The following is a 23528-nucleotide window of genomic DNA, read 5'->3' as shown; positions in this document are numbered from 1 at the left end:
GTCCCTGCCCCCGTCGAGGCGTCGGCTTCGGCTCCGGCGGATCAGATCGCCGCCCCCGCGAGCGAGCCCGTGGTGATCGCGGCGGTGTCCGTGACGCCCGCGCCCGTGGCCCCGGCGGAGCCCGTGCGCCGCTACCGCGAGCTGAACGACGCGGACCGCGAGAAGATGAACCGGCTGGAGCAGGCGGCGAACAAGGACCGTTCGCGCGCCGCGGAGCTGGAGAAGGAAGTGCGCCGGCTCAAGGGCCGCGCCGACACGCACGCGCGCATCCTGTCGGTGACGAAGTCCGAGGCCGACCTGGGCAAGGACAAGTACAAGGCGCTGGAGAAGCGCCTCAACCGCACGCTCCTGGAGCGCGACCTGCTTCGCCGGGCCATCAAGGACCTGGAGAAGAAGACGGGCATGCTCGCGGACCGCACGGAGCTGACGCCGGACGAGGTCGCCGCCAGCGACCAGCGCAGCGACGAGCAGGCCCGCTCCCGCGCCGAGGCGGAGGCCCGCGCCACCGCGGCAGCAGCCACGCCCACGGAAGCCCCGGCCGCCACCGAGCCGGCGTCCACCGAGGGCGAGGCGAAGCCTTCCGAGGCCCCGCCGACCAACGCCTGAGCCGTACGCTGGTGTGAAGCAAGAAGGCCCCGCCGTCCCCTCACCGGGACACGGGGCCTTCGTGTTTCAGCGATAGGACTCGACGATGTCGACGCCCGCCGAGGAGAACTCCAGGATGGCCGTTCCTGGCTTGGAGTCGGGCCGCTTTCGCAATTGCCCCTTGGAGAGCCGCGCCACGGCACAGATGGGAACCTTGTCGCCGTCGGGCGGATGCGCCTCGTAGTACCGGACGACCACCTGCGGGCCGCCGGTCCACACCCGTCCATAGAGACGGGTGGTCGTTTCAAGGGGCCCGAGACTGGAGATCAACAGGCTCTCCACAGGACCGTCGTAGAGCGTGATGGGGCTGACGTCGTCCTGGTTGATGTCGAGCGCTACATTCGCCCCATCGCCTACACGCAGGCGCAGAATCCGCATCGTGTTCAGCGCGTCCTCGGGACAATCCTCGGGTTTGGGTGTCCCGTCCGAACGAAGCCCCACGCCCCCTCGGGTCGTGGTGCAGCCCAGCGACAAGACCAGCACGATGGCAACCGGGGACCACTTGCGCGGTGCGTTCATGTCGCGTCGATCTACTCCCGGATGAAACGCTGTTCCAGGACGAGGTAGGCCTGGGACAGACCATCCGCACGGAGCAACTCCAGCGCCAGTTGCTCCAGGCCCTGCTGTGACTGGAAGGCGCTGTCGTCAGCGACAACCGCGATGCGGCCCATGGCGCCCGGCGGAATCTCCTCCTGCTGCATGCGCAGCGCGAACGCACGTGAGTTCCCGCCGGAAACCGTGGACAGACGGGCCTCCATCATCCGCCAGGACTTCTTCGCATCACGGTTCGTCAGCGTGAACAACACGGCCATCTTCGGAAGCGTCTTGCTGGAGAGCACCTCCACCAGGATGTCCGCCCCTTCCTCCTTGAGACGCCAGCCCTGGCGACGGGTGAAAGGCGTGTGCTTGAGCTTCCCCTGGGCCAGGAGCGTCGCGAGCGCATGATCCGCGGACTGCTCCTCCGCCCGCAGGCGCTGGTTCTCCTCCTCCAGGACGCGCCGCTGTTTGAGTGAGTCCATCAGCGTCGAGTACATGGCGTCGTAGCCGCGTGGGTCCTCGAACACGTTCACCTGTTGATCCACCCTGCTCCGCCTCCCATCCCCCGCGGGCTTGAGGAGGAACGGCACCTCCTTGCCATTCGCGAGCGTCACCAGCAGAGGGAGCCCGTCGTCCTCCTGCAAGTCCTGGAGGGGTTCGACAATCACCTTGCGGCCGCCCACCAGCAGCGGCTCGAACCGGCCCTCCCATGCCAGCATGCGGGTCCGCGCGGGGTCCACGGACGTCTCGAAGCGGAGGACGGTGGCCACCTTCCCCTTCACGTAGACGGTGGGCGCGGAGTCCGACGGGTGCTCCGACAGCAGCACCGTGCGGATCGCGAGTTCCTCCTGCTCACGCGCGATGGCCTCCGCGGTCGTCAGGAGCAACGCCAGGGCCAGAACAAACCGGACAGGTAGACAGTCCCTCATGGGACCTGGACCGTAGCAGCTTCAGTCGCGCGGCGGCGGCATCACCACCAGGGCTTCGGTGTTGGCGCGGATCTCCCCGGTGCTGTCGTCCACGCCACCCACCACGAGCACGGAGCCGTCCGGCAGCGCGGAGCACGTGTGCCACACGCGCGGCTGCGGCATCAGCGACAGCCCCAGCACGGTGGGCTGCGCGCCCGTGTGCGGGGTGATCAGCTCCGCCCATGGCACTGCGTACGTCGTGCCGATGCCGGTGCCCCGCCCGCCCAGCGCCACGATGCGACCGTCCGGCAGCGTCACCGCGCACAGGTTGCTCCGGGGCATCAACGCGGGGCCGTCCTCCGCGAGGATCACGCCCTTCAGGAACTCGGAGGCGCCCACGGGCCGCGCGCCCTTCTCCGGGTCCACGCCGTCGAAGCCCCCCATGACCAGGGGCAGTGGATCCTCGTCCGCCCGGCCCAGCAGCGCCACGGCGGCGCCCACCCGGGGGACACGAAGCTCAGCCCCCGTGGCCAGTGAGGAGATGTCGTCGTCGCCGAACGAGAAGGCCACCACGTCCCTCACGGCCCCCACGACAGTGCCTCCGCCCACGACCTGGAAGATCTGCCCGCTCGGATCCACCGTCAGCGCTGCGTCCACGAAGTCAAACGGTGCGGGGTGATAGACAAATCGCCCCGTGGCCGAGTCGAAGCCTTCCAGCGTGTCCACCGTGCCGCCATCCGCCGCGCGTCCGCTGACCAGCAACACGTGGCCTTTCGCATCCACCGCCGCCGCGTGCTGGTAGCGCGCCACATTGTGCGTGAACTCACTCCTTGCGCCCGTCGTCGGGTCAAGGAGGCGTGCCGTGGACTGCAACGCCACCGGGGCGAAGGACTCCGCGCCGCCCGCCAGGAACACGCGGCCGTCCGGCAGCAGCGACGCCGTGTGGAAGGCCCGCGCGCCCACGTCCGGTCCGGGGATGAACGTGCCCTCCGCCGGGTTGAACAGCTCCGTGGTCGCCGACACGGGCCGCGTCCCGTTCGCCTCGGGCCTGTAGCCTCCAGCGATCAACACCCGTCCATCCGGCAGGGTCGTGGCCGTGTGCGCCGCGCGCGCTTCGGCCGGCAACGAGCATGTCCTCGGGTCCGACGCCAGGTTCACCGGCACGAACTCCCCCAGCCGCCGCAGGACCACACGCACCCGCGGATTCGGCTCATCCTCCCCGTCCAACACGGTGAACGGCACGGAGCGGCCCAGCGAGACCAGCTGGCCGCCCTGATCCGGTACCCCCACGTAGGCCCGCACCTCAAGCACCCGTTCGAGGCCAGGCGGAAGGGTGGGCACGTCCTCCATCCAGGTCCAGTTCACCGTCGACACCCGCTCTCGGGGCGTGTCCAGGCCAGGGCCCGTCACGCGGAAGCGCAGGTGCGTCACCCCGGCCAGCGGCTGGGTACCAGCGCAGGAGGCGGTGAGCAGGTCCAGGGAGGGTCGGACCTCCTTGTCCCCGCAGGCGGGGGTGAGGGACGCCAGGGCGGCGGCGAGGAGCGTGGAGCGGACGAAGCGCGGAGCCATGCGGCGGACGCTACCAGCCCCCCTCCCCGGAGGGGTGGAGTCCAGGCGGCCGGAAGCAGGCGGCGCGGTGGGGATTGCGCTGTAATGCGACCGCGCCAGGACGTATGTCCTGTCCCCTCCTCCATGAAGCTCTCGCTCGCCACCCGCATCTTCCTGGGCTACGCGCTGGTGCTGCTGACGTTCGGGGCGGTGTCCCTGTTCAGCGTGGCGGAGCTGCACCGCAACCGGTTGGAGATCCGGCTCGTCAGCCAGGGCTACCTCCAGCTGTCCCAGGACGCCGCCGCGCTGGAGACCTTCCAGACCAGCCAGGAGAAGGACACCGAGCGCGTGCTGGAGCAGAACAGCGTGGAAACGCGCCGCGCGCTCATCCGGCTGGCGAGCCTGTACTACGCGCCCCAGATGGCCCAGCGCCTGGAGGCCGCCCGCGCCAAGGCCCGCGAGGTGCTCACCTTCGCCCCGGAAGGCGAGGTGCCCTTCGTGATGGAGCTGGACTCGCGCTTCGCGGAGCTGTCACGCAACTCCAAGGCCTACGGCCACGCGGTGGAGGCCGTATTTACCTCGCTCGCGTCCGAGTCCCCTGAAAGCCAGGAGGTGGCACGCGCCACCGCCGAGCTGCGCCAGTTGGAGAGCGCCATCGGCCGTGAGCTGCGCGTGCTGCGCGCGACGCTGACCAACCGCATCCGCGAGCGCGTGGACGGAGCGGAGGAGCGCGAGCGCAGGACGGGCCTCACCATCATCGCGCTGTCCATCATGGCCATTGGCGTGGGCGTGGGCGTCACCGCGTGGTCCGCCCGCACGCTGCGCCCGGTGCGCACTCTCATCGAAGGCGTGTCCCGCATCGGCCGGGGCGATTACTCCGCCCAGCTGGGTGTGCGCGGCGCGGACGAGGTCGCGCTGCTCGCCCGCGAGTTCGACCAGATGGCCCGCTCGCTCCAGGCCCGCGAAGCGCAGCTCAAGTCCCAGGCGGAGGCGCTGATGCGCGCGGAGCAGCTGGCCGCGGTCGGCCGCATCTCCGCTCAAATCGTGCACGAGGTGCGCAACCCGCTGTCCTCCATCGGCCTCAACGTGGAGCTGCTCCAGGACGCGGTGGACAGCGCGCAATTCGACTCGCAGGACACCGCCACGGAGGCGCGCGAGTTGCTCTCCGCCGTCACCCATGAGGTGGACCGCCTCACCGACGTCACCGAGCAGTACCTGCGCATGGCCCGCCCCGCCCGGCCGGACCTGGAGCCGGAGGACATCATCGCGGTGCTGGATGGCGTGCTCGACTTCACCCGCGAGGAGCTGGTGCGCGCGGGCGTGGAGGTGGTGCGGGACTTCGCGCCCGGCACCCCCCGCGTGCTCGCGGACCAGGGCCAGCTGCGGCAGGTGTTCCTCAACCTGCTTCGCAACAGCCGCGAGGCCATGCCCTCCGGGGGACGGCTCACCGTGGCGACCATCCCGAAGGAGGGGGACGTGGAGGTCACCGTGCGAGACACCGGCAACGGCATGACCGAGGAGGTCCGCCGCCACCTCTTCGAGCCCTTCTTCACCACCAAGGAGGGCGGCACGGGCCTGGGGCTCGCGGTGAGCCAACAGATCCTCCAGGCCCACGGGGGCTCGCTCTCCTGCCAGAGTATTCCCGGCCAGGGGACGACCTTCGTGTTAAGGCTTCCTCGCGCATGAGCTTTACACCGTACCGGGACGTGCTGCCCTCGGGGCTGCGCGTCGTCACCGTCGAGACGCCCCACCTGCACACCGCCCTGCTGGCCGTCTACGTGAGGACCGGCAGCCGGCATGAGTCGGTGGAGAACAACGGCGTCAGCCACTTCCTGGAGCACCTCTTCTTCCGGGGAAGCGAGGCCTGGCCAGACACGGTGAAGATGAACGCGGCCGTGGAGGAGGTGGGCGGCAACCTCAACGGCGCCACCACCCGCGACCACGGCTACTACTACACCCCGCTGCACCCGTCGCACCTGAGCGTGGGCCTGGACGTCATCGGCGACATGCTCACCCGCCCCCGCCTCACCGACATGGAGGTGGAGCGGCAGATCATCCTGGAGGAGATGCTCGACGAGGTGGACGACAAGGGGCGCGACATCGACCTGGACAACCTGTCCAAGCGCCTGCTCTTCCCCGGCCACCCGCTGTCCCTGAAAATCGCCGGCACCCCCGAGTCCGTGAAGTCCCTCACCCACGCCCAGGTGCTGGAGCACTTCGCCCGGCACTACGTGGCCGGCAACCTGGTGGTGTCCGCCGCGGGCAGCGTGAAGCACTCGGAGGTGCTGGCCCTGGCCGAGCGCGCCTTCGCCCACCTGCCCACGGGCAGCGCCACCACGGAGAGCGCGCCGCCGCCGCTGGGCCCCGGTCCGCACTTCCACTTCGTCTCCCACGACGAGTCGCAGACGGAGTTCAAGCTCACCTTCCGCGCCGTGCCGGAGCAGCACGAGGACTTCCCCGCGCTGCAAATCCTCCGGCGCCTGCTGGACGACGGGCTGTCGTCGCGGCTGCCGTTCGAAATCGTGGAGAAGCGCGGCCTCGCGTACTCGGTGCAGGCGGGGCTGGACACGTACCACGACCTCAGCCTCTTCGAGATTGAAGCGGCCAGCGCGCCGGAGAAGGCGTCGCTCGTGGTGGCGGAGTCGCTGCGCGTGCTCTCCGAGCTCTGCGAGAAGGAGGCGGGCGACGAGGAGCTGAACCGCGCCAAGCGCCGACACCGGATGCTGCTGGAGTTCTCCCAGGACTCGCCGGGGGAGCTGGCCGGGTGGTTCGGCGGCGTGGAGCTGTTCCGCCGTCCGGAGACGTTCGGCCACCGCGCGGATCAGGTGGACCGCCAGACGGCCGCGCGGGTGCGGGAGGTGGCCCGGCGCTACTTCACCCGCGAGAACCTGCTCGTGGTGGCGGTGGGCCAGCGCAAGGGGCTCAAGGCGCTGGAGAAGGTCGTCTTGGACGCGGAGGGGCTGCCCTCCTCCTCGCCCGCCGTCAGCGCCGCCCGCGGATGATGACGGGCCCCGTCGGGCCCGCCTTCTTCTTCTTGGGCGTCGCCTTGTCGATGGCCTTCTGGATGCGCAGGTAGTCGGGGTTGTGCGGCTCGCGCTTCAGGGCCTCGTCGATGAGCTTCTTGCCGCGCGGCAGCTGCGTCTCGAACTGGGCGTAGAGGTTCGCGAGCGCGGCCTTCTCCTCCACGGTCGCCTCGTTCAGGCTCGTCAGACGCTCAAGCACTTCCTGCGCCTCCGGCTTGCGGCCGGCCTTCAGGTGCAGCCGCCACATGCGCGACAGCGCGGGCGGGAACGCGGGCTCCGCCTTGAGGGCGAAGCGGTAGCTGTCCTCCGCCCCGCGCGCGTCGCTCTGCTCTTCCAGCACGCGGCCGCGCACGTACAGCGCGCGGGCGAAGCGCGGGCGCAGGTGCAGCGCGCGGTCCACCAGCTGCTGGGCCTCCGACGCGCGGCCCTGGGCGCAGACAATCTCCGCCAGCCACGCGGTGGCCTCCGCGTTGTCCGCGTCGTCCTCCAGCAGCTTGCGCAGCGCGCCTTCCGCCTCGGCCGGGCGCCCGAGCGCCATGAGCACGCGGGCCTTCATCGCCACCACGTCCGTGGAGTCCGCGTCCTCGGGCGGCACGGACTGGAGGTCCGCCTCCGCCATGTCGTTGACGCCGCTCATCAGGAAGAAGCGCGCGCGCAAGAGCCGCGCGGGCGTGAAGCTGGGCGAGCCCTGGAGCACGCGGTCCATCAGGTTGGCCGCGAGCAGCTCCTCGCCCTTCATGAGCAGGATTTCGGCCTCCACCGTCTTCGTCGGGGCGTCGTCCGGGTTCTCCCGGAGGATGCGCTCCAGCGTGGTGAAGGCCGCGTCCGGGTTCCCCTGCCGCGCCTGCAGGCGGGCCAGCGACAGGATGTCCTCGTTGGACAGCTTGCCCTCCTCCCTCAGCGACACGAGCGTGGAGATGGCCTGGGGAATCTGCCCCTCCCCCATGTACATGTCCGAGAGCTGCTTCTGGATGACGGGGTCGGTGCCCGGGATGAGGCCCTCCGCCTGCTTGAGCGTGAGGATGGCCGCGCCCGGGTTGCCGGCGCCCTGGTGGGCCTTGGCCAGGAGGAGGAGCGGCTCCACGCTCTCTGGCGCGGCGTTGGCGGCCTTCTGCAGCTCGGAGATGGCGCGGGCGTACTGGCCCTTCGTGAGCGCCTCACGACCCTGGGACAGGGAGTTCTGGACCTGTACGGCCTGTTTCTGCGCGGCCGCTGTCTCTGGGTCCTTGCAAGCAAGCGGCAGGAGCAGGACGAGCGTCCAGGGACGGGGGAAAAATCGATGGGGCATCGCTGAGGGACAGGGTACCGGATGTTATCCTTCCCCGTCGATGGACCCTTTCGTGCGCCGCCTCGTGGAGAGGCTTCATGATCCCAGCCGGCCGCTGTCGCGGAACCGGCATTTCCACACGTTCGACACCCCCGAGGGTCGAATGGCGCTGAAGGTGTTCCGCCGTCTCCGCAGCCTCCAGCAGGACATCCTGGCCTGTCACAAGGAGGGCCGCCGCGCCCGCATCTCCCGCCGGGTCAACCCGGACGGAGACCACCGCATCGAGCTGTGGATGGAGCGCGTCGCGGGCCGCCGCGTGTCCATGCTCCAGCCCGCGGAGTATGAGCTGCTCGCCCGGCTGCCGGGTGTCCGGGACGCGCTGGAGATCCTGGACGAAGCGGCCTGAAGCCCCGGTACGTCTAGAAAACCCAGGGCCCCAGCCCCGTGGGAGCCCCGTCGCACGCCGCCCGCAGCCGCGCCTGGGCGTCTTCGTAGGAGAGCCGGGCCGCGTCCGCCTTGAGGTTGGGAGAAGCCCAGGCCCGCCACGAGCGCAGCACCGCGACATGGCGGCCGTCTTCATCCTGCGCTTCGGAGAAGTGGACCAGCAGCCGTTCCTCCAGCGCCTCGCGCGCCTTGGTCCACGGGCCTTCCTTGTCCAAGGGGACGCGCTTGTCCCGCTCCACGGTGGAGAGCAACGCGCGGGCGTCCGGGGACAGCCCCTGGAGTGACGGGCGGCGGCGCGCGGGCTCCATGGCGACGCGGTAGACGGCGGGCCAGAGCGTGGGGTCCACGAAGGCGACCTTGCCCTCCACCAGCCGCACCGCGAGCACGTCCTTCGACGCGCGCAACATGCGCCCCAGCCGGTACGCGAGGCGCCCCTTCGCGTGGTCGCGCCAGCTGCCGGTGGGCCTGCCACCCATGACCTGTTCGACGAGGGACGTGGGCCCGTGGGTGGGCACCTCGGTGATGACGTGGCGCGTGCGCACCAGCTCTTCCGCGTCCCTCAGCGTCTTGATCATCCGTGTTCCCCTCCTGTGGGGAAAACATTCCGCGCCGGGAGCGGATTCCGGCGCCCGCCTCCTTCACGGCTTCGCGGCCTGGGACACCTGCCACTGTCCCGGAGTCGTTCCGCTCCAGCGGCGGAAGGCGCGGGTGAAGGCGCTGGGGTCGCTGAAGCCCAGGAGGAAGGCGATCTCGAAGTGGGGCAGCTGTCCGTCGCGCAGGAGCTGGAAGGCGCGGTCGCGGCGCACGGCGTCCTCCAGGCCCGCGAAGGTGACGCCCTCCTCCCGCAGGCGGCGCTGGAGCGTGCGCTCACTCACCGCGAGCCGCGTCGCCACGTCCGCGGGGACAAGGTCCCCTGTGCGGGGCTGGGCCGCGAGCACCTCCTCCACGCGCTCGCGCCAGGAGCGGACCTCGTGGGCCTCCACCCGCGCCAGCTCCGCCTCCGCGCGGGCATGGAGCAGGTTGCCCAGCTCGATGTCCGCGTGGCGGATGGGGAGGTTCGCGGCGGCCTCGTCGCCCTGCACGAGATTGGCGCTCGCGCTGTATTCGATGCCGACGCCGAGGAACTCCTCCACGCTCGGCGAGGCCGCATGGCGCGGATGCGTGACGCACACGCGCGTGGGTCGCCAGTCCTCGCCGCTGAGCGCGCGGCCGCTGGCCACCATCGCCACGAGCAGCCCCTCCACGGGGTGCTTCAGGCGCGAGGCCCATTCATCCTGTGGGTCCAACTCCAGCTCCACGCGCATCATCCCGGGCAGTTGGAGGACGCGCCACGTCGTGCGCGGGTCCAGCAGCGCGTGGATGCGGCAATAGCGCTGGAGGGACGTGCGCAGGTCGGGGCTGTTGACGAGTACGTAGCCCACGAGCCCCACGTGGGTGGGCTCCAGCGCCTGCGCGAGCCGCACGGCCAGCGGCTCGGAGCCGCCCACCTCGACGAGCAGGGTCCACACGCGCTGGAGCGCCGCGTAGGGAAGCCGCACGTCCGGCCGCGCGAGCAGGGCTTCGTCCACGCCCACCGCTTCGAGCAGCCGCTCCCGGGCGATGCCCAGCGACATGCCCACCTGGAACAGGGGGCGGAACAGCGAGGACTGGAGCGTCTGGGGACGCATGGCGGACCAGCATGGCCTGACGTCCCCTCGCCTCGCAATGCGCGGTGGCGCCCGCGGACAATGCGTTGGCGCCCCGGGACCATGCACGCGGGGCATGGGAGCGCGATACCTCCCTTCAGGAGGAAGCGCCCGATGACCACCGCCACCGCCGCCGTCACCCGCCAGCCCCCGGGTCCCCGGGGCCACCTGCTCATGGGCATCCTGCCCGACGTGCGCCGCGACATCCTGGGCTGCCTGGGCACGCTCCATCGCCAGTACGGTGACGTGGTGCGCTACCGGCTGGGCCCCATGCGCTCGCACCTGGTCGCGCATCCGGACGCCGTGAAGCACGTGTTGCAGGACCACGTGAAGAACTACACGAAGGACCACCTCACGTACCGCATGGGCCGGTGGATCACCGGCAACGGCCTGCTCACGAGCACGGGGGACTTCTGGCTCCGGCAGCGGCGGCTCGCGCAGCCCGCCTTCCACCGGCAGCGCATCGCGGGCATGGCCGCCGGAATGGTGAAGCAGACACAGGGACTGCTCCAGCGCTGGGAGACGGCCGCCACGAACGGGACTCCCGTGGGCATCAACGAGGAGATGATGCGGCTGACGCTGGCCATCGTCGGGGAGGCCCTCTTCGGCACGTCCGTGGAGGACCAGACCGAACGGGTGGGCGCGGCCTTCACCGAGCTGAGCCAGCAGATCGCCGAGCGCTTCCGCACCTTCCGCATGCTGCCGCCCGTGCTGCCCACCCGCTACGACCGCGCCTTCCGCGACGCGCGCGCCACGCTGCTGGGGACCGTGCGGGGCATCATCGCCACGCGGCGTCAGCGCGGCGACGACACGGGCGACCTGCTCTCCATGCTGATGCTCGCGCGCGACGAGGACACGGGCGAGGGCATGACGGACGAGCAGTTGGGGAGCGAGGTGATGACGATGCTCCTCGCCGGACACGAGACAACGGCCACGTCGCTGAGCTGGGTGTGGGGACTGCTGTCGAAGCACCCGGAGGTGGAGGCCCGGCTGCACACGGAGCTGGACGCGGTGCTGGGAGGAAGCGCGCCCACGGTGGAGGACGTGCCGAGGCTCGGGTACACGAAGCAGGTGGTGGAGGAGACGATGCGGCTGTACCCGGCGGCGGTCATCTTCAGCCGCAGCGTGGAGGAGGACGACGTCATTGGCGGCTTCCGCATCCCGAAGGGGACGTCGGTGGACGTGAGCCCCTACGTCACGCAGCGCCATCCGGACTTCTGGGAGGAGCCAGACGCGTTCCGTCCAGAGCGCTTCGCCCCCGAGGCCGCGGCGAAGCGCCACCGCTTCGCGTACTTCCCCTTCAGCGGCGGGCCCAGGCAGTGCATCGGCAACAGCTTCGCGATGATGGAGGCGCAGCTCGTGCTGGCCACCGTGGCCCAGCGCTACCGCCTGCGCGCAGCGCCCGGCTTCACGTTGGAGCCGGATTCACACCTGACGTTGCGGCCGAAGGGCGCGCTCCCCATGAATCTGGAGCGCCGGACCTGAGCGCTCACTGAGGCGTCACGGAAGCACGCTGCACCTGCGTGACACCGGGCAGCGTGGGCGCGGGGTTGAGCGCCTGGACCAGCATGGCGCGCAGGGCCTCCGTGAGGTCTTCACCGGGAGCAATCACTCCGGCCGGAGCGCCCTGCAACGGCGCCGGCACCTCCGTGCCCACCACCACGATGGGGATGCGGACCTCCCAAGCAAGGTAGTGCGCCAGCCGCACCGCCGGCTCCGAGTTGTCCATCAACAGCGCGCCAATGGATCCCGCGCTGAACGGACGCCACAGCGGGCGCGCGGCCTCCGCGGGCGGCAGCACGCAGAAGTCCACGTTCAGCACGTCGCTCAGCTCCAGGCGCCCCAGCGTCCCGAAGCCGCTCTTCACAGCGGTGGGGTCCGCCGACATCGCCTCCAGCCCCGGCACCCGCGCCAGGATGCGGCGTGCCGCGGATGAACCGCTGCCACAGACGAAGACCTTCGCCGTCGCCACCTTCGCCAGCGTCCTCGTGCGCAGCAGGCGCCCACGCAGCGCGTGCACCTCCGCCGCGCCGATGAGGTCGCTCGCGCCCAGGTTCTGGCCTTCGCTCTCCGTGGGGCGCGCCATGCCCTTCTGGAGCAGCGTGGACAGCACGCCCAGGACCTCCATGTCCGTGGCGGGCGCCAGGTCCAGCACCTCGCCCAGCGCTCGCGGCTGACGGAGCAACTCCATCACCTGCGCCGTCACCGGGTGCTGCTCCTCGGACAGGTCCACCTCCGGTGCCAGCATCAGCCGCGTGTGGCGCGGCGGCAGGCCCGGCAACAGGCGGTTCACCTCGTCCGACTGACGCATGCCTTCCAGCAGCGCGTCGTCCATCGCGCGGTTGATGCGCGGGCGCGCGGCGCTGGTGCCGGGCGTGAAGGTGAAGTTGCCCTCCGTCCACGACAGGAGCCGGAACAGCGCCTTCTCCCCTTCCACCCTCCCGAGCCGCGCGTTCACCGTGCGGCCATCGGAGACGGTGATCTCCCCGCGCTCCGCGCCGCGCTCCAGCGACAGCTTCCCGTTGCGCTTGTTCATGCCCAGAATCTGCATGAGGTCCGGGATGCTGAGCTGGCTGAGCGAGCCTTCGATTTCCTGCTGCTCGCTCTTGAGGTCCTTGGCCGCTTCGTTGCGCCGGAAGATGTGCTCGATGCGGCTGAGCACTTCATCCAGGTTGAAGGGCTTGCGCAGCGTGCCGTCCCGCATGCCTCGCGCCCGGTCCGAGTCCAGGCTGGACGTGGTGAGCACCACCGGGATGTCTTCCGTGCGCGGGTTGGTGCGCAGGATCTGGACGAACGTGCGCGCGTCCAAAAGCCGGCACGCCTCGTCGAAGAGCGTCAGGTCCGGGTGCCGGAGCACCGCGACCTCCAGCGCCCGCGAGCCATCCGGCGCGTAGTGCACCTGATAGCCCTTCGTGCGCAGCGCCCGCGACAGGGCGCGCACCGAGTCGAGGTCGGGGTCGGCGATGAGGATCTTCCGCACCGTGGCCAAGGTCGCTTGCTCCGCTTCGTAACGTCAGTAGGGCTGCAGGTCGTATTCGGCCTGCAGCTTGGAGATGAGCCCGTCCACCACCGCGGTGTCCGAGGTGTGGAACCCCCACGTCGCGCCCCGCCCGCGCCGCTGGATGAGCGCGTACGACGCACTCTCCGACAGCCAGAGGATGAACTCGTGGCGCGCCACCCGTTCGTCCCCTTCCAGGAACACCGGCGTGAGCGCGGCGTGCGACTCCAGGTCCACGCGGCGACCCAACAGGTAGATGCGAGACGACAGGTCCGGCGGCGCCTGCTCCAGCCCCACCGCCAGCGGCAGGTCCGCGCGGATCTCCGGGCCGCCCACGTAGAGCAACCCGCGCGAGCCCGGGTCGCGCACCAACTCCCGGGCGATCTCCACCTGGAGCTCGTCGAAGAGCACGTCCGCCACCTTGCCCCGGCGGCTGGGTTCCGCGCGGTCGTCCGTGGGCAGACGCGGGCTGTTGGGCGTGCCCAGCAGCAGGTCCACCTCGTCCCAGAACGGCAGCCCGTCCAGCATCAGCCGGCGCTGGAGCGACGCGCGACGCTCGTCCATGCGGCGGCGGCAGCGGTGCACCAGCTCGTCGAAGTCCTCGCCGTCCTTGGGGAAGGTGCTGGCACCACCGACGAGCGCCAGCGGCAGGCGCTGCTCCACATCCTGCACGTCCGGCTCGTCGCGCACGGCGGCGACGGCGCGGCGCACGAACATCATCGCGCCGAAGAAGTCCGTCTCCGGAAGGAGGAGGTAGAACTCCTGGTCGCTCGCCTTCGCGATGACGTCCGAGTCGCGGATGATTTTACTGAGCGCCTTGATGATGCCGCGCACGGCCTTCTTCGCGTCCTGCGCGCCCAACCGCACGCGCACCAGCGGCAGGTTGTCGATGCTGAAGGTCAGCAGCGAGAACGTGCGCCCGTACCTGCGCGCCTTGTAGATCTCCTTGGACGCGTAGTCGGTGAAGTAGCTGAGGTTGTACGCGGCGGTGTCGCGGTCGCGCAGGCCCAGGCGCTGGAGCGCCATCAGCTTGCGGCCGTTCTTCACGCCCACCGCGGCGAAGTCCGCCAGCACCTTCGCGTCGCGCGTGTGCTCTACTCGGAAGTCACCGGTGAGCGGGTCGGACAGCTGCGCCAGACCCATCACCTCCCCGGCGGCCACCAGCGGTACGTACAGCACCGGGGAGCGCTCATCGCGCGCGAGCCACGGGGCGGCTTCGCGCAGGCGCAGGGACAGCGGCCCCTCCGGGCTCATCTTCTCCGGCAGGAACTGCTTGTCGAGCAGGCCCCGGTAGGAGCGCAGCGCCAGGTCTCCCCGGTCGTCCACCACCCACAGCGCGGCGCTCTGCGCGTCGCACACCGCGCCCAGGTCCGCGATGACGCGCTCCTGGAGCCATTCCAGGTCCGGATGGGAGAGCAGCTCCAGGCAGCGCTGCTGGAGGTTGTGGAAGCGGGCGAACTCCAGGTTCTCGTCCTGGAGCCGGGCGCGCTCGTGGCGCAGCTGGGCGCGCTCCATGGCGCGGTCCACCGCGAGCAGCAGGTCCGACTCCTCCACGGGCTTGACCAGGCAGTCCGCCACGCCCAGGCGCAGCGCGACCTCCGAGCCCTGCACGTCATCGCGCGTGCTGACGAGGATGACCTCCTGCTCCGGGTCGCGTTCGCGCAGGCGCGCGGTGAGCGAGAAGCCGTCCACGCCGGGCATCACCACGTCGGTGAGCACCAGGTCAAACGTCGCCCGGGCCACCTCTGCCAGGGCCAGGGTGGCGTTCTCCACCGCCACCACGCGGTGCCCCCGGCGCGACAGCAGGTCCGTGGCGAGTTGTCGGAAGAACAGGTCGTCGTCGACGACGAGGATGGGACCGGCCACGGCGCTCGGGGGGCGAAGGGAGGAAAACCGAAGGCTATCGGGCCCTTGGAAGCACGACAACGCCTTCGAAGACGAAGGCCACGGGGCCTCGGAGCCGGATGTCGGACAGGTCGTCCGGAACGCGGATTCTCAGGTCTCCGCCCGGCAGGGTGACGCGCAGCCAGGCATTCGAGGGCAGGCGCTTCGCCAGCACGGCCGCCACGGCGGACGCACACGCCCCCGTCCCACAGGCCTGGGTGAGGCCGCAGCCGCGCTCCCAGACGACGACGGTGAGGCCGTCCTCGTCCACGCGGACGAACTCCACGTTGGTGCGGTCCGGGAAGGCGGGGTGCCGCTCCAGGCCGGGGCCCAGGCGCTCGGCGGCTTCCAGGGGCTGGTCCAGGAGCACCAGGTGCGGGTTGCCCATGTTCACCGCGGTGCCGAGCAGGCCTTCATGGCCGGGCACGGGGGCGCTCACGAAAGGCTGGCCGGTCGTCCCGGAGGGCAGGTTCGCGGCCACCAGCCGGGCCGGGCCCATGGAGATGTCCACGCCGACGACGCCGCCATCGCCGTAGCCGGGCTCGCAGGTGAGCACGCCAGCCCCGGTCTCCACGTCGATGAGCGCGGGATGCTTGCCGGAGTGGTCCACCAGATACTTCACCGCACAGCGCAGGCCGTTGCCGCACATCTCCGCGATGCTGCCGTCGGCGTTGTGGACGACCATGCGGGCAAGGCCGCGGGACGACGGGAGGATGGCGAGCACCCCGTCCGCGCCAATGCCCCGGCGCCGGTCGCACAGCCAGCGGGACTGATCCGCGTCGATGTCCAGGCCCGTGCGGCGCCGGTCCAGGACGACGAAGTCGTTGCCCAGGCCGTGGTACTTGAAGATGCGTTCGCTTGCGTCCACGGGGGGAAGTGTAGACGCCCGCGTTTATTCGCGCTCGCCGACCTTCTTGGGCGCGGTGGGAACGTCCAGGGCAGGCATGGCCCGGCGCGAGGCTCCGGGAGCGGCGGGGGCACTGGCGCGGCGCAGCTCGGCCAGTTCGGCCTCCCGGGCGGCGAGCTGGTCCTGCATCTTCTCCACGTGGGCCTGGAGGACCTCCATCTCCGCGGCCATCTCCAGCACGTCCTCCGGAGGCGGTGCGGCGGCGGACTTCGATTCCTCCAGGGCCTGGAGCAGGGTCTGTCGTTCGGTCTCCAGCGCGTCCAGCCGGGCCTGCTGTTCGCGGATCCGGGTGGAGAGCTGGTCGCGTTCAGCGCGCTCGGTGTCCAGGAGGCGCGCGGCATCCGCGGCGGTGGTCTCCAGGGAGTTGGTCCGGCCCTCCAGGCGGACGCGGGCGGCGCGGGCGACCGTCAGGTCCGACTGGAGGCGCTCGCGTTCGGAGGCCATGGCGGTGCGCTCGGTGTCCGCGCGGCGGGCATGGGCTTCAGCATCGGCGGCGGCCTGGGTCAGGGCGGCGACGCGGGACTCCAGCGCGGCCTGTTCGGTCCGCGCGTCCTCGAGCGCCGTGGCGAGCCGGGACTCCATGGCGGCGAGCGATTCGCGGGTCTGTTCGGCGGATTGGGCGAGGCGGGCTTCGAGTTCGGCCTGTTCCGTCGAGGCGCGGGCCTGGGCTTCCGAGAGACGGGCGTCGCGCTCCGCGTTCGCGGAGTCGGATTGAGCGGTGAGGTCCGCGATGCGGGCTTCGAGTTCGGCCCGTTCCGCGGCGGCCCGGGCGGTGGCGTCCGCGAGCTGTGCCTCGATGGAGGCCTTCTCTTCGCGGGCCTGCTCCGTGAGTTCGGCGAGACGGACTTCGAGCTCCGACCGCTCCGTGCCGGCCTGGGCGGTGGCTTCCGCGAGCCGCACTTCCAGTTCGGCCTTCTCCGTGGCGGCCTGGGCGAGCGTTTCGGCGAGGCGTGTTTCGAGTTCGGCCTTCTCCGTCCCGGATGTCGCGAGGAGTTCGTTGAGCCGCGTCTCCAGTTCGGCCTTCTCGGTCCCGGCGTTCGCGAGGAGTTCGTTGAGCCGCGTCTCCAGTTCGGCCTTCTCCAGGCCGGCTCGCGCGAGCGCTTCGTTGAGGCGCAGCTCCAGCGTGGCCTTGTCCGTGCCCGCGCTGGTGAGCGCTTCGGTCAGGCGAAGCTCCAGCTCAGCCTGCTCCGTGCCGGCCTGAGAGGTGGCTTCCGCGAGACGGGCTTCCAGGTCGGTCCGCTCCTGCTCCGCGCGAGTGGTGAGGTCCGCGAGCTGTGCTTCCAGGGTGGCGGTGCGCTCGTTCCCGGTCTGGACGGTCTCCGTGAGCCGGGCCGCGTCCGCGCGAGCGGTTGCCAGTTCCTCGCGCAGACCTTCCAGCGAGGACTCCAGGTTCGTGGCCTTGCCCGCGAAGCGGCGCGCGGTTTCGAGCTGCACCACGAGCACTTCCGCGTGCTCGCGCGTGGCGGCGAGCCGGTCGCTGGCGTCCACCAACTCCGCTTCCAGCCGGCCGACTTGCTGGCTCCGCTCATGCAGCGCGGCGTGCGCCCGTTGCAGTTCGGAGCCCAGGCGCATCAATTCCTGGTGCGCGGCGCCCAAGCGGGCCGTCTCCGCGCGCAGGGCCGTCAGCTCCTGCTCCTTCAGCCCCAGATGCTCGCGCAGTTCGTCCAGGTCCTGCTGCTGCCGCTCGGTCCGCGAGAGCGCGCCTTCCAGCTGCGCCTCCATGGAGACCCGCAGGGCGCTGGCTTCGCGCAGTTCCTGTTCGCGAGCGGTCAGGGACTCCGTGAGACGTGCGGCCCGGGCTTCGGACTCGCGTGCCGCGTCCTGCGACTGCGAGCCCTCCGCGAGACGGGTCTCCGCCTGCGCGAGTGAATCCTCCAACGCGCTGAGGTTCGAGGTCTCCGCGGCGAGCCGGAACTCCACCTCCGTCAGGGAGGCTTCCAGTCCGACACGGCGCGACGTCTCGGAAGAGGCGCGCTTCTCCGCGTCCGCCAGGGACTGCTCCAGGGTGGCGAGGCGGGCCTCCGCGTCCTTCAACGAGGCTTCCAGCTCGGAGCGGCGAGCGGTCTCGGCGGCAATCGTGGACTCCGCCAAGGCGATGGATGCTTCCAGTTCGGCACGGCGGGTGGACTCCGCGGCCTGCCGGACGTCGACCTCCAAGAGCGATGCTTCGAGTTCGGCACGCCGCGTGGACTCCGTGGCCTGCCGGGACTCCGCCTCCGCGAGCGCCGCTTCCAGTTCGGAGCGCCGCGCGGATTCCGCGGCCTGCCGGGCCTCCGTCTCCGCGAGCGCCGCTTCCAGTTCGGAGCGCCGCGCGGATTCCGCGGCCTGCCGGGCCTCCGTCTCCGCGAGCGCCGCTTCCAGCTCAGCACGCCGCGTGGACTCCGCGGCCTGTCGGGCCTCCGCCTCTGAAAGCGCCGCTTCCAGCTCAGCACGCCGCGTGGACTCCGTGGCAAGCCGGGCCTCGGCCTCCGCGAGCGTCCGCGCCAACGATGCATGGCGCTCGGTCTCCGTGGTCTGCCGAGACTCAGCCTCCGACAACGCCTGCTCCAGCGAAGTCAGACGCGCGGCATCCGCGGCATGGCGGGCCTCTGCCTCCGCGAGCGACTGCTCCAGCGCGGCCCCATGCGAAGACGCGGCGGCATGGCGGGCCTCTGCCTCCGCGAGCGACTGCTCCAGCGCGGCCCCATGCGAAGACGCGGCGGCATGGCGGGCCTCGGCCTCCGCGAGCGACTGCTCCAGCGAGGCCCCTCGCGCGGTCTCGGTCGCGAGGCGGGCCTCGGCCTCCGTGAGGGCCTGCTGCATCGCGGTGAGACGGGCGGCCTCTTCAGCGAAACGAGACTCGGTGTCCGACAGCGACGCTTCCAGTTCGGCGCGGCGGGCTTCGACTTCCGCGAGCCGGGTCTGGACGGATGCCCGCGCCTGCTCCGCTTCGGCCAGGCGCTCGCGCTGAGCCGAGGCCTCCGTGCGCAGGGTCTCCAGTTCCAAGCGGAGCGCAACCTCATCCGTCGCGCGCGACTCGCGGTCGCGAACCTCCTGCGTACGCGCATCATCGAGCGAGGACAGCGCCTCCACCTCGGACCGCCGCGCCTCGGTGAGCTCCGCGCGCAGCTCACGCACCGTCGCATCCAGGGCCGCCTGCGATTGCTTCGCCTCCGTCAGCGCGGCACGGGCCTCTTCCAGCTCCCGGGCGTATCCACGCGCCTCGTCCGCCGACGCCGCGTGCGACTGCCGCAGATCTTCGTTCGTGCGCTGCGCTTCGGCGAAGGAGGCCTGGACCTCTGAAAGGGTCTGGCGCGTCTGCTCGAAGGCAGCCTCGGTGGACAGCCGCGCGGCACGCGCCGCCGACAGGTCCGTTTCGAGCTGGCCCCGAGCCTCCTGTGCCGAAATCCGCGAGGCTTCAGCCCGGGCGCGCTCCTCGTCCAGCGCCGAAGCGGAGCTCTGCTGGAGCTGGGCGAACGACGCCTCCAACCGGGCCCGCTGCGCGCGCTCCTCCTCCAAAACCGTGCGCGCCACGCCCAGCGCGGCATCCAGCCGCAGCCGGTCCGATTCCAGTGCGCTCTGCGCCTCGTTCCACGAGGACTCGGAACCCTCCAGTCGGGAGCGAAGGGCCCGCTCCGCGTCGAGCGACTCCTGAAGGTTCGCGAGTGCCACCTGCGCGCGGGCCTGCTGCTCGCGCTCCGACAGCAGCTGCGCCTGGGTATCGGCGAGCAACGCCTCCCAGCGAGCCCCCCGCTCCTGCTCGTGGGTCAGGGACTCGCGAGCCGCATCAAGCTCCGCCTGCACCGAGGCCCGGGCCTTCTGCTCCCGAGCCAGGTCCTCCTGGATGAGCGCGGCCAGGGCTTCCGAGTCGGTCAACTCCTGCCGCAACGAGCGGAGCGTTGCCTCCAGCTCCGTGTTCTTCGCCTCGGCGGTCTCGCGCGCCTGGTTCGACTCCGCGAGCCGGACCCCGTGGTCCCACACTTCACGGGCCAGGGTGTCCCGGGCTTCGGAACGGGCCTGTTCGACCGCGGCATCGAGTGCCTCCGCGGCACGCGCCTCCGCCGCCGTGAGCCGGGCCTCCGCCTCGGCGCGCACGTCGGCGAGCACCTGCTCCGTCTGGCCGCTCGACACGGCGCGGGCGTCGGTGAGCGCGGTGGCCGAGCGGGCTTCGGCCTCTTCCAGCCGACGGGCCAGGAGCGCCTCGGCTTCGGCACGCACCTCCACGAGCATCCGCGCCGCGCGGACTTCAGCTTCTTCCAACTGCCGGACCCGTTCGGCCTCGGACTCGGCGCGGGCTTCGGCCAGCGCCTGGGCCCGTTCGGCCTCCGCCTCGGCACGCGCTTCCGCGAGGGCCTGCGCTGTCCGTGCCTCGACATCCGCCAGTTGCCGGCTCCGCTGAGCCGATGCCGTGGCACGGACTTCGGTGAGCGCCTGCTCGCGGCGGCTCTCCGCTTCCGCCAGGGCCGCGGCCCGTTCAACGGCGGCGTCCGCGAGCACCTTCGCCACCCGAGCGTCCGCGTCGGCCAGAGCCCGCTCGACACGGGCCTCCGCATCCGCCCGAGCCGCATCCAGCGCCTGAGCCGCCTCCGCCACCGCGCGTTCGACACGGGCATCCGCATCGGCCCGAGCTGCCTCCAGCGCCTGAGCCGCCTCGCGAGCATCCGCCAGCGCACGCTCGACACGGGTATCCGCATCAGACCGGTTCGCCTCCAGCGCCTGAGCCGCCTCGCGAGCATCCGCCGCCGCACGCTCGACACGGGCATCCGCGTCGGACCGGGCCTCCTCCAACTCCCGAGCGAGCCGGGCCTCCGCGTCGGACCGGGCCTCCGCCAACGCCTTCTCGAGCCGGGCCTCCGCCTGCTCACGGGCCTCCTCCAGCGCGAGCTCCGCGAAAGCCCGTTCCTCCTCCAACGCCTGCGCGAGCCGAGCCTCCTCCTGCTCGCGGGCCTCCGCCAGCGCGCGCTCCTGCCGCGAATCCGCGTCGGAATGCGCGGCGGCCAGCGCGTTCGTCACCCGCTCGTCGGCCTCGGCACGGGCCTGGGCCAGCGCCTCCTCCAGCCTTGCCTGCGCCTGGGCCCGCTCCGCGTCGATGGCCTGGACGAGCGCGGCTTCCACACGGACGCGCTCCGTCTCCGCCGCCACCAGCCGCTGCCCTGCGACGTGCTGCGCGGACTCGACCCGCTTCTGCTCCGCCTCCAGAGACTCCAGGCGCAGCCCGGCCGCGTGAAGCTCCTCCTCCAACCGCGCCGCCAGCGCCCGAGCCGCTGACTCCGACTGAGCGCGGCCCTCCAGCTCCTGCCGCAGCCGGCCTTCCGCCTCACGCGCGCTGGTGAGCTCCGTCTCCAGACCGCGCTGCAACGCCTCGCGCTCGGAGAGCCGCGCCTCCGCGTCCTTGCGCGCCCCTTCGGCGGAGTGCATCCGCTGCTGGGCCTCGGCGAGCTCCCGGCGCGCTCGCGCCAGCTCCGCGTCCTTCACCGGAACCGCGTCGCCCGCCGTCCGCGCCGACTCCTGCGCGCGCGCCAGCTCCGCCTTCAGGTGCTCCACCGCCGCGAGCGCCGTCGAATACTGCTCCGCGATGCGCAGCTCCCGCTCGCGAGCCGCCTCCGCCTGCCGGCGCTTGTCCTCCGCGCCGTCCTGCGCGCGCTCCGCCGCCAGCCGGTCCCGCTCCCGGTCGATGCGCAGCGAGCCCAGCTCATCCTGCAGGTCGCGCAGCTCCGTGTACGCCTGCGTCAGCCGCTCGCGAGACTCATCCAGCGTCGCCGCCGTCTCCTCGCGCCGCGCCCGCTCCAGCCGCAGAGTCTCCTGCGCGGCAAGCGCCTGCACGCCCGCGTCCGCCTGCGCACGCTGCGCCGCCTCCACCTCCAGGCGCTGCGCCGTCAGCCGCCGGTCCGCATCGGCGATCCGCTCCGTCGCGACCTGCAACTCCAGCTCACGGCGCCGCAGCCGGCTGCTCAGGTCGTCCCGCTCGCGCGCGGACTCCACCGTGCCCCGAGCCTGCTCCAGCTGCGCGGTCAGCCGCGCCATGTCCTGCCGGGCGCCCTCCAGCGCCGGCTTGAGCGACACGACCTCCGCCTCGCGGTCTCCAATCTCCGCGCGAAGCTTCGACACCGCTTCCTTCAGCCGCCCTGCCCGCTCCTCCCACGTCTTCGCCCGGGCCGCGACCTCGTCCAGCTTGCCGCGCGTGAAGGCCAGCGGCTCCGGCGGCAGCTGCACCCACGTGGGGTCCACCACCCGCGTCGGCTCCAGGCCCGCCATCACCACGAAGTACGCCGCCTCGCTGTGCCGCACGAGCGAGCCGTCCACCTGCAACCCGTCGCCCCGCTCGAACGCCAGCTGGTAGCCCAGCACCGGCGACTGCGTGGCCACCTCTACATGGGGGAAGTGCGCCGTCAGCGCGTCCAGCAGCTGCCCGTACGTGGGCGGCACCGTCTCTTCCGGCTCCAGCAACTGAGGCAGCGCCAGCCCCGCGATGTTGCGCAGGCCGCCCACCAGGAAGCCCTGCCGGGCCACCAGCCGCGCCAGCTCCGCCAACAGCTCCGGCGCGCGCACGTAGGGCGCCAGGTCCGTCACCAGCACCAGGTCGAAGCTTCCCGCCTCCAGGTCGTCATAGACGTTGGCGCGGAAGCGCAGCTGCGGGTGCGCATGGGCCTTCTGCGCCGCCTCCACCGCGGACACGTCCGCGTCGCACGCCACCACGGTGCGCGCGCCCCGCTCCACCAGGAAGCGCGCGCTCTCGCCGCCCGTGGACGCCACGGCGTCGACCTCGAGCACGCGCCGGCGCGCGAACAGGCTCTCCGCGAAGATGTAGCGGGGCAGCAGCTCGCTGGGCCCCATGCGACGAAAGGTGGATTGCAAATGATGATCCCGACAGGGCGGTAATCGTAGCGTTGGAGTCCCAGAAGACCCAATTTCAGGTTTCGACCCCCACGGGCCCAAGCCCGTCCGACCGGAGAGCAGGCGACATGACCACCCATTCACCGCAGGGATTCGGCTACCGGGCCCGCCGCACCTTCACCCGGCTCGTCGTCTTCCTCGTCATCCTGGGCCTGGGTGGCGGCGTCGTCTTCCTCCTGGGCCAGCTCAACGCCCGCACCTTCACCGTCCTGCAGGAGAACGGCGAGCTGGTGGTGATGAAGGGCCGCGCCCTGCCCACCGGCGCCGCCGCCTACCGCCCCGGGGACCCGCGCCTCGCGGACGCCTACGCCCCCCTCCCCCTGGAGGGCCAGGACGTCACCCTGCTGACGCAGCAGAAGTTCACCGACCGCGACGACCTGGACCGCGCCCTCTTCCCCCTCCTGGAGACCCTGGCCCGCCCGCGCATCGCGTCCGGCGAGCCCGCCAAGGTGGAGCGCGGCCTCTATTATCTGCGCCGCGCGGAGAAGCTCTCCGGCATCACCGAGGAGCAGCGCCGCAGCCTCCAGTCCATGCTCACCGACGTGGCCTTCTACCAGGCGCGCCAGAAGCTGGAGGACGCCCGCCGCCTCGTGTCCGAGGGCCTGGCCCAGCTCAAGCTCGCCGCGGAGTCGGAGAACCGCCACGCCCGCGCCGCCAACCAGATGCTCACCACCGTGGGCCCCACCGCCCGCGACCTGGAGGAGGCCCTGCGCCGCGCCGTCCACAGCGAGAGCGCCCCGGACAACACCCCTGTAGCACCCGCGCCCCGGCAACCCGCCCCGTCACCCGCCGGTGACGCCGCCCAGCAG

Annotated in this window: 15 protein-coding genes and 1 pseudogene; 6 read left to right on the top strand and 10 right to left on the bottom strand. The window is 71.5% G+C overall.

The window, feature by feature from the left end; all coding sequences use genetic code 11:
* Window positions 1–606, top strand: a pseudogene (locus D7Y15_RS32630) (cell envelope biogenesis protein TolA); the annotation flags it as partial.
* A gap of 66 nt (window positions 607–672) precedes the next feature.
* Here the strand turns inward: D7Y15_RS32630 and D7Y15_RS32625 are convergent.
* The 3 genes from D7Y15_RS32625 to D7Y15_RS32615 all read right to left on the bottom strand — a co-directional run bounded on the left by D7Y15_RS32625 (window position 673) and on the right by D7Y15_RS32615 (window position 3659).
* Complete coding sequence (locus D7Y15_RS32625; protein WP_121755022.1) at window positions 673–1164, bottom strand: serine/threonine protein kinase; 492 nt, start codon at window positions 1162–1164, stop codon at window positions 673–675.
* 11 nt (window positions 1165–1175) lie between these two features.
* On the bottom strand, window positions 1176–2069 hold the full coding sequence (locus D7Y15_RS32620) for a DUF2381 family protein (protein ID WP_233605175.1): 894 nt from the start codon (window positions 2067–2069) through the stop codon (window positions 1176–1178).
* A gap of 63 nt (window positions 2070–2132) precedes the next feature.
* Window positions 2133–3659, bottom strand: coding sequence for a hypothetical protein (locus tag D7Y15_RS32615; protein ID WP_121755020.1), 1527 nt, complete (start codon window positions 3657–3659; stop codon window positions 2133–2135).
* A gap of 123 nt (window positions 3660–3782) precedes the next feature.
* On the opposite strand from D7Y15_RS32615, the gene D7Y15_RS32610 reads away from it, so the two are divergent.
* The gene (locus D7Y15_RS32610) at window positions 3783–5324 is read left to right on the top strand and encodes a HAMP domain-containing sensor histidine kinase (RefSeq protein WP_120594863.1); all 1542 of its coding nucleotides are present in this window, start codon (window positions 3783–3785) and stop codon (window positions 5322–5324) included.
* The gene (locus tag D7Y15_RS32605) at window positions 5321–6640 is read left to right on the top strand and encodes a pitrilysin family protein (protein WP_121755019.1); all 1320 of its coding nucleotides are present in this window, start codon (window positions 5321–5323) and stop codon (window positions 6638–6640) included. Before D7Y15_RS32610 ends, D7Y15_RS32605 begins: the two co-directional genes overlap by 4 nt.
* Here D7Y15_RS32605 and D7Y15_RS32600 read toward each other — a convergent pair.
* The gene (locus D7Y15_RS32600) at window positions 6621–7949 is read right to left on the bottom strand and encodes a tetratricopeptide repeat protein (protein WP_121755018.1); all 1329 of its coding nucleotides are present in this window, start codon (window positions 7947–7949) and stop codon (window positions 6621–6623) included. The genes D7Y15_RS32605 and D7Y15_RS32600 overlap by 20 nt on opposite strands.
* 142 nt (window positions 7950–8091) lie before the next feature.
* Here D7Y15_RS32600 and D7Y15_RS32595 point away from each other — a divergent pair, with 142 nt between their 5' ends.
* A complete protein-coding gene (locus D7Y15_RS32595) occupies window positions 8092–8334 on the top strand; it encodes a hypothetical protein (RefSeq protein WP_233605174.1) in 243 nt (80 codons plus the stop codon).
* A gap of 13 nt (window positions 8335–8347) precedes the next feature.
* Here the strand turns inward: D7Y15_RS32595 and D7Y15_RS32590 are convergent, their stop codons facing one another.
* Together D7Y15_RS32590 and D7Y15_RS32585 are read right to left on the bottom strand one after the other, a co-directional pair.
* On the bottom strand, window positions 8348–8947 hold the full coding sequence (locus D7Y15_RS32590; RefSeq protein ID WP_120575994.1) for an RNA methyltransferase: 600 nt from the start codon (window positions 8945–8947) through the stop codon (window positions 8348–8350).
* Window positions 8948–9010: 63 nt separating this feature from the next.
* Window positions 9011–10039 (bottom strand): AraC family transcriptional regulator, encoded by a 1029-nt coding sequence (locus D7Y15_RS32585; RefSeq protein ID WP_158624370.1) that lies wholly within the window; start codon window positions 10037–10039, stop codon window positions 9011–9013.
* Window positions 10040–10171: 132 nt separating this feature from the next.
* Between D7Y15_RS32585 and D7Y15_RS32580 the strand changes: the two genes are divergently transcribed.
* Window positions 10172–11542, top strand: coding sequence for a cytochrome P450 (locus tag D7Y15_RS32580; RefSeq protein WP_121755016.1), 1371 nt, complete (start codon window positions 10172–10174; stop codon window positions 11540–11542).
* Between the two features lie 4 nt (window positions 11543–11546).
* Here D7Y15_RS32580 and D7Y15_RS32575 read toward each other — a convergent pair whose 3' ends face one another.
* The 4 genes from D7Y15_RS32575 to D7Y15_RS32560 are packed head-to-tail and all read right to left on the bottom strand — an operon-like array spanning window position 11547 to window position 22659.
* Window positions 11547–13046, bottom strand: coding sequence for a DUF4388 domain-containing protein (locus D7Y15_RS32575; protein ID WP_120575997.1), 1500 nt, complete (start codon window positions 13044–13046; stop codon window positions 11547–11549).
* Between the two features lie 24 nt (window positions 13047–13070).
* Window positions 13071–14921 (bottom strand): response regulator, encoded by a 1851-nt coding sequence (locus D7Y15_RS32570; protein WP_120575998.1) that lies wholly within the window; start codon window positions 14919–14921, stop codon window positions 13071–13073.
* Between the two features lie 34 nt (window positions 14922–14955).
* Complete coding sequence (dapF, locus tag D7Y15_RS32565) at window positions 14956–15807, bottom strand: diaminopimelate epimerase (RefSeq protein WP_121755015.1); 852 nt, start codon at window positions 15805–15807, stop codon at window positions 14956–14958.
* 24 nt (window positions 15808–15831) lie between these two features.
* The gene (locus D7Y15_RS32560; RefSeq protein ID WP_121755014.1) at window positions 15832–22659 is read right to left on the bottom strand and encodes a methyltransferase domain-containing protein; all 6828 of its coding nucleotides are present in this window, start codon (window positions 22657–22659) and stop codon (window positions 15832–15834) included.
* A gap of 128 nt (window positions 22660–22787) precedes the next feature.
* Here D7Y15_RS32560 and D7Y15_RS32555 point away from each other — a divergent pair.
* The coding region (locus D7Y15_RS32555) for an IF-2 protein (protein WP_121755013.1) at window positions 22788–23528 on the top strand (741 nt) is incomplete at its 3' end.

Source organism: Corallococcus sp. AB030 (assembly GCF_003668965.1).
In the GTDB taxonomy this organism is placed as follows: Bacteria; Myxococcota; Myxococcia; order Myxococcales; family Myxococcaceae; genus Corallococcus; species Corallococcus exiguus.
This window is presented reverse-complemented; position numbering and strand designations above follow the sequence as displayed.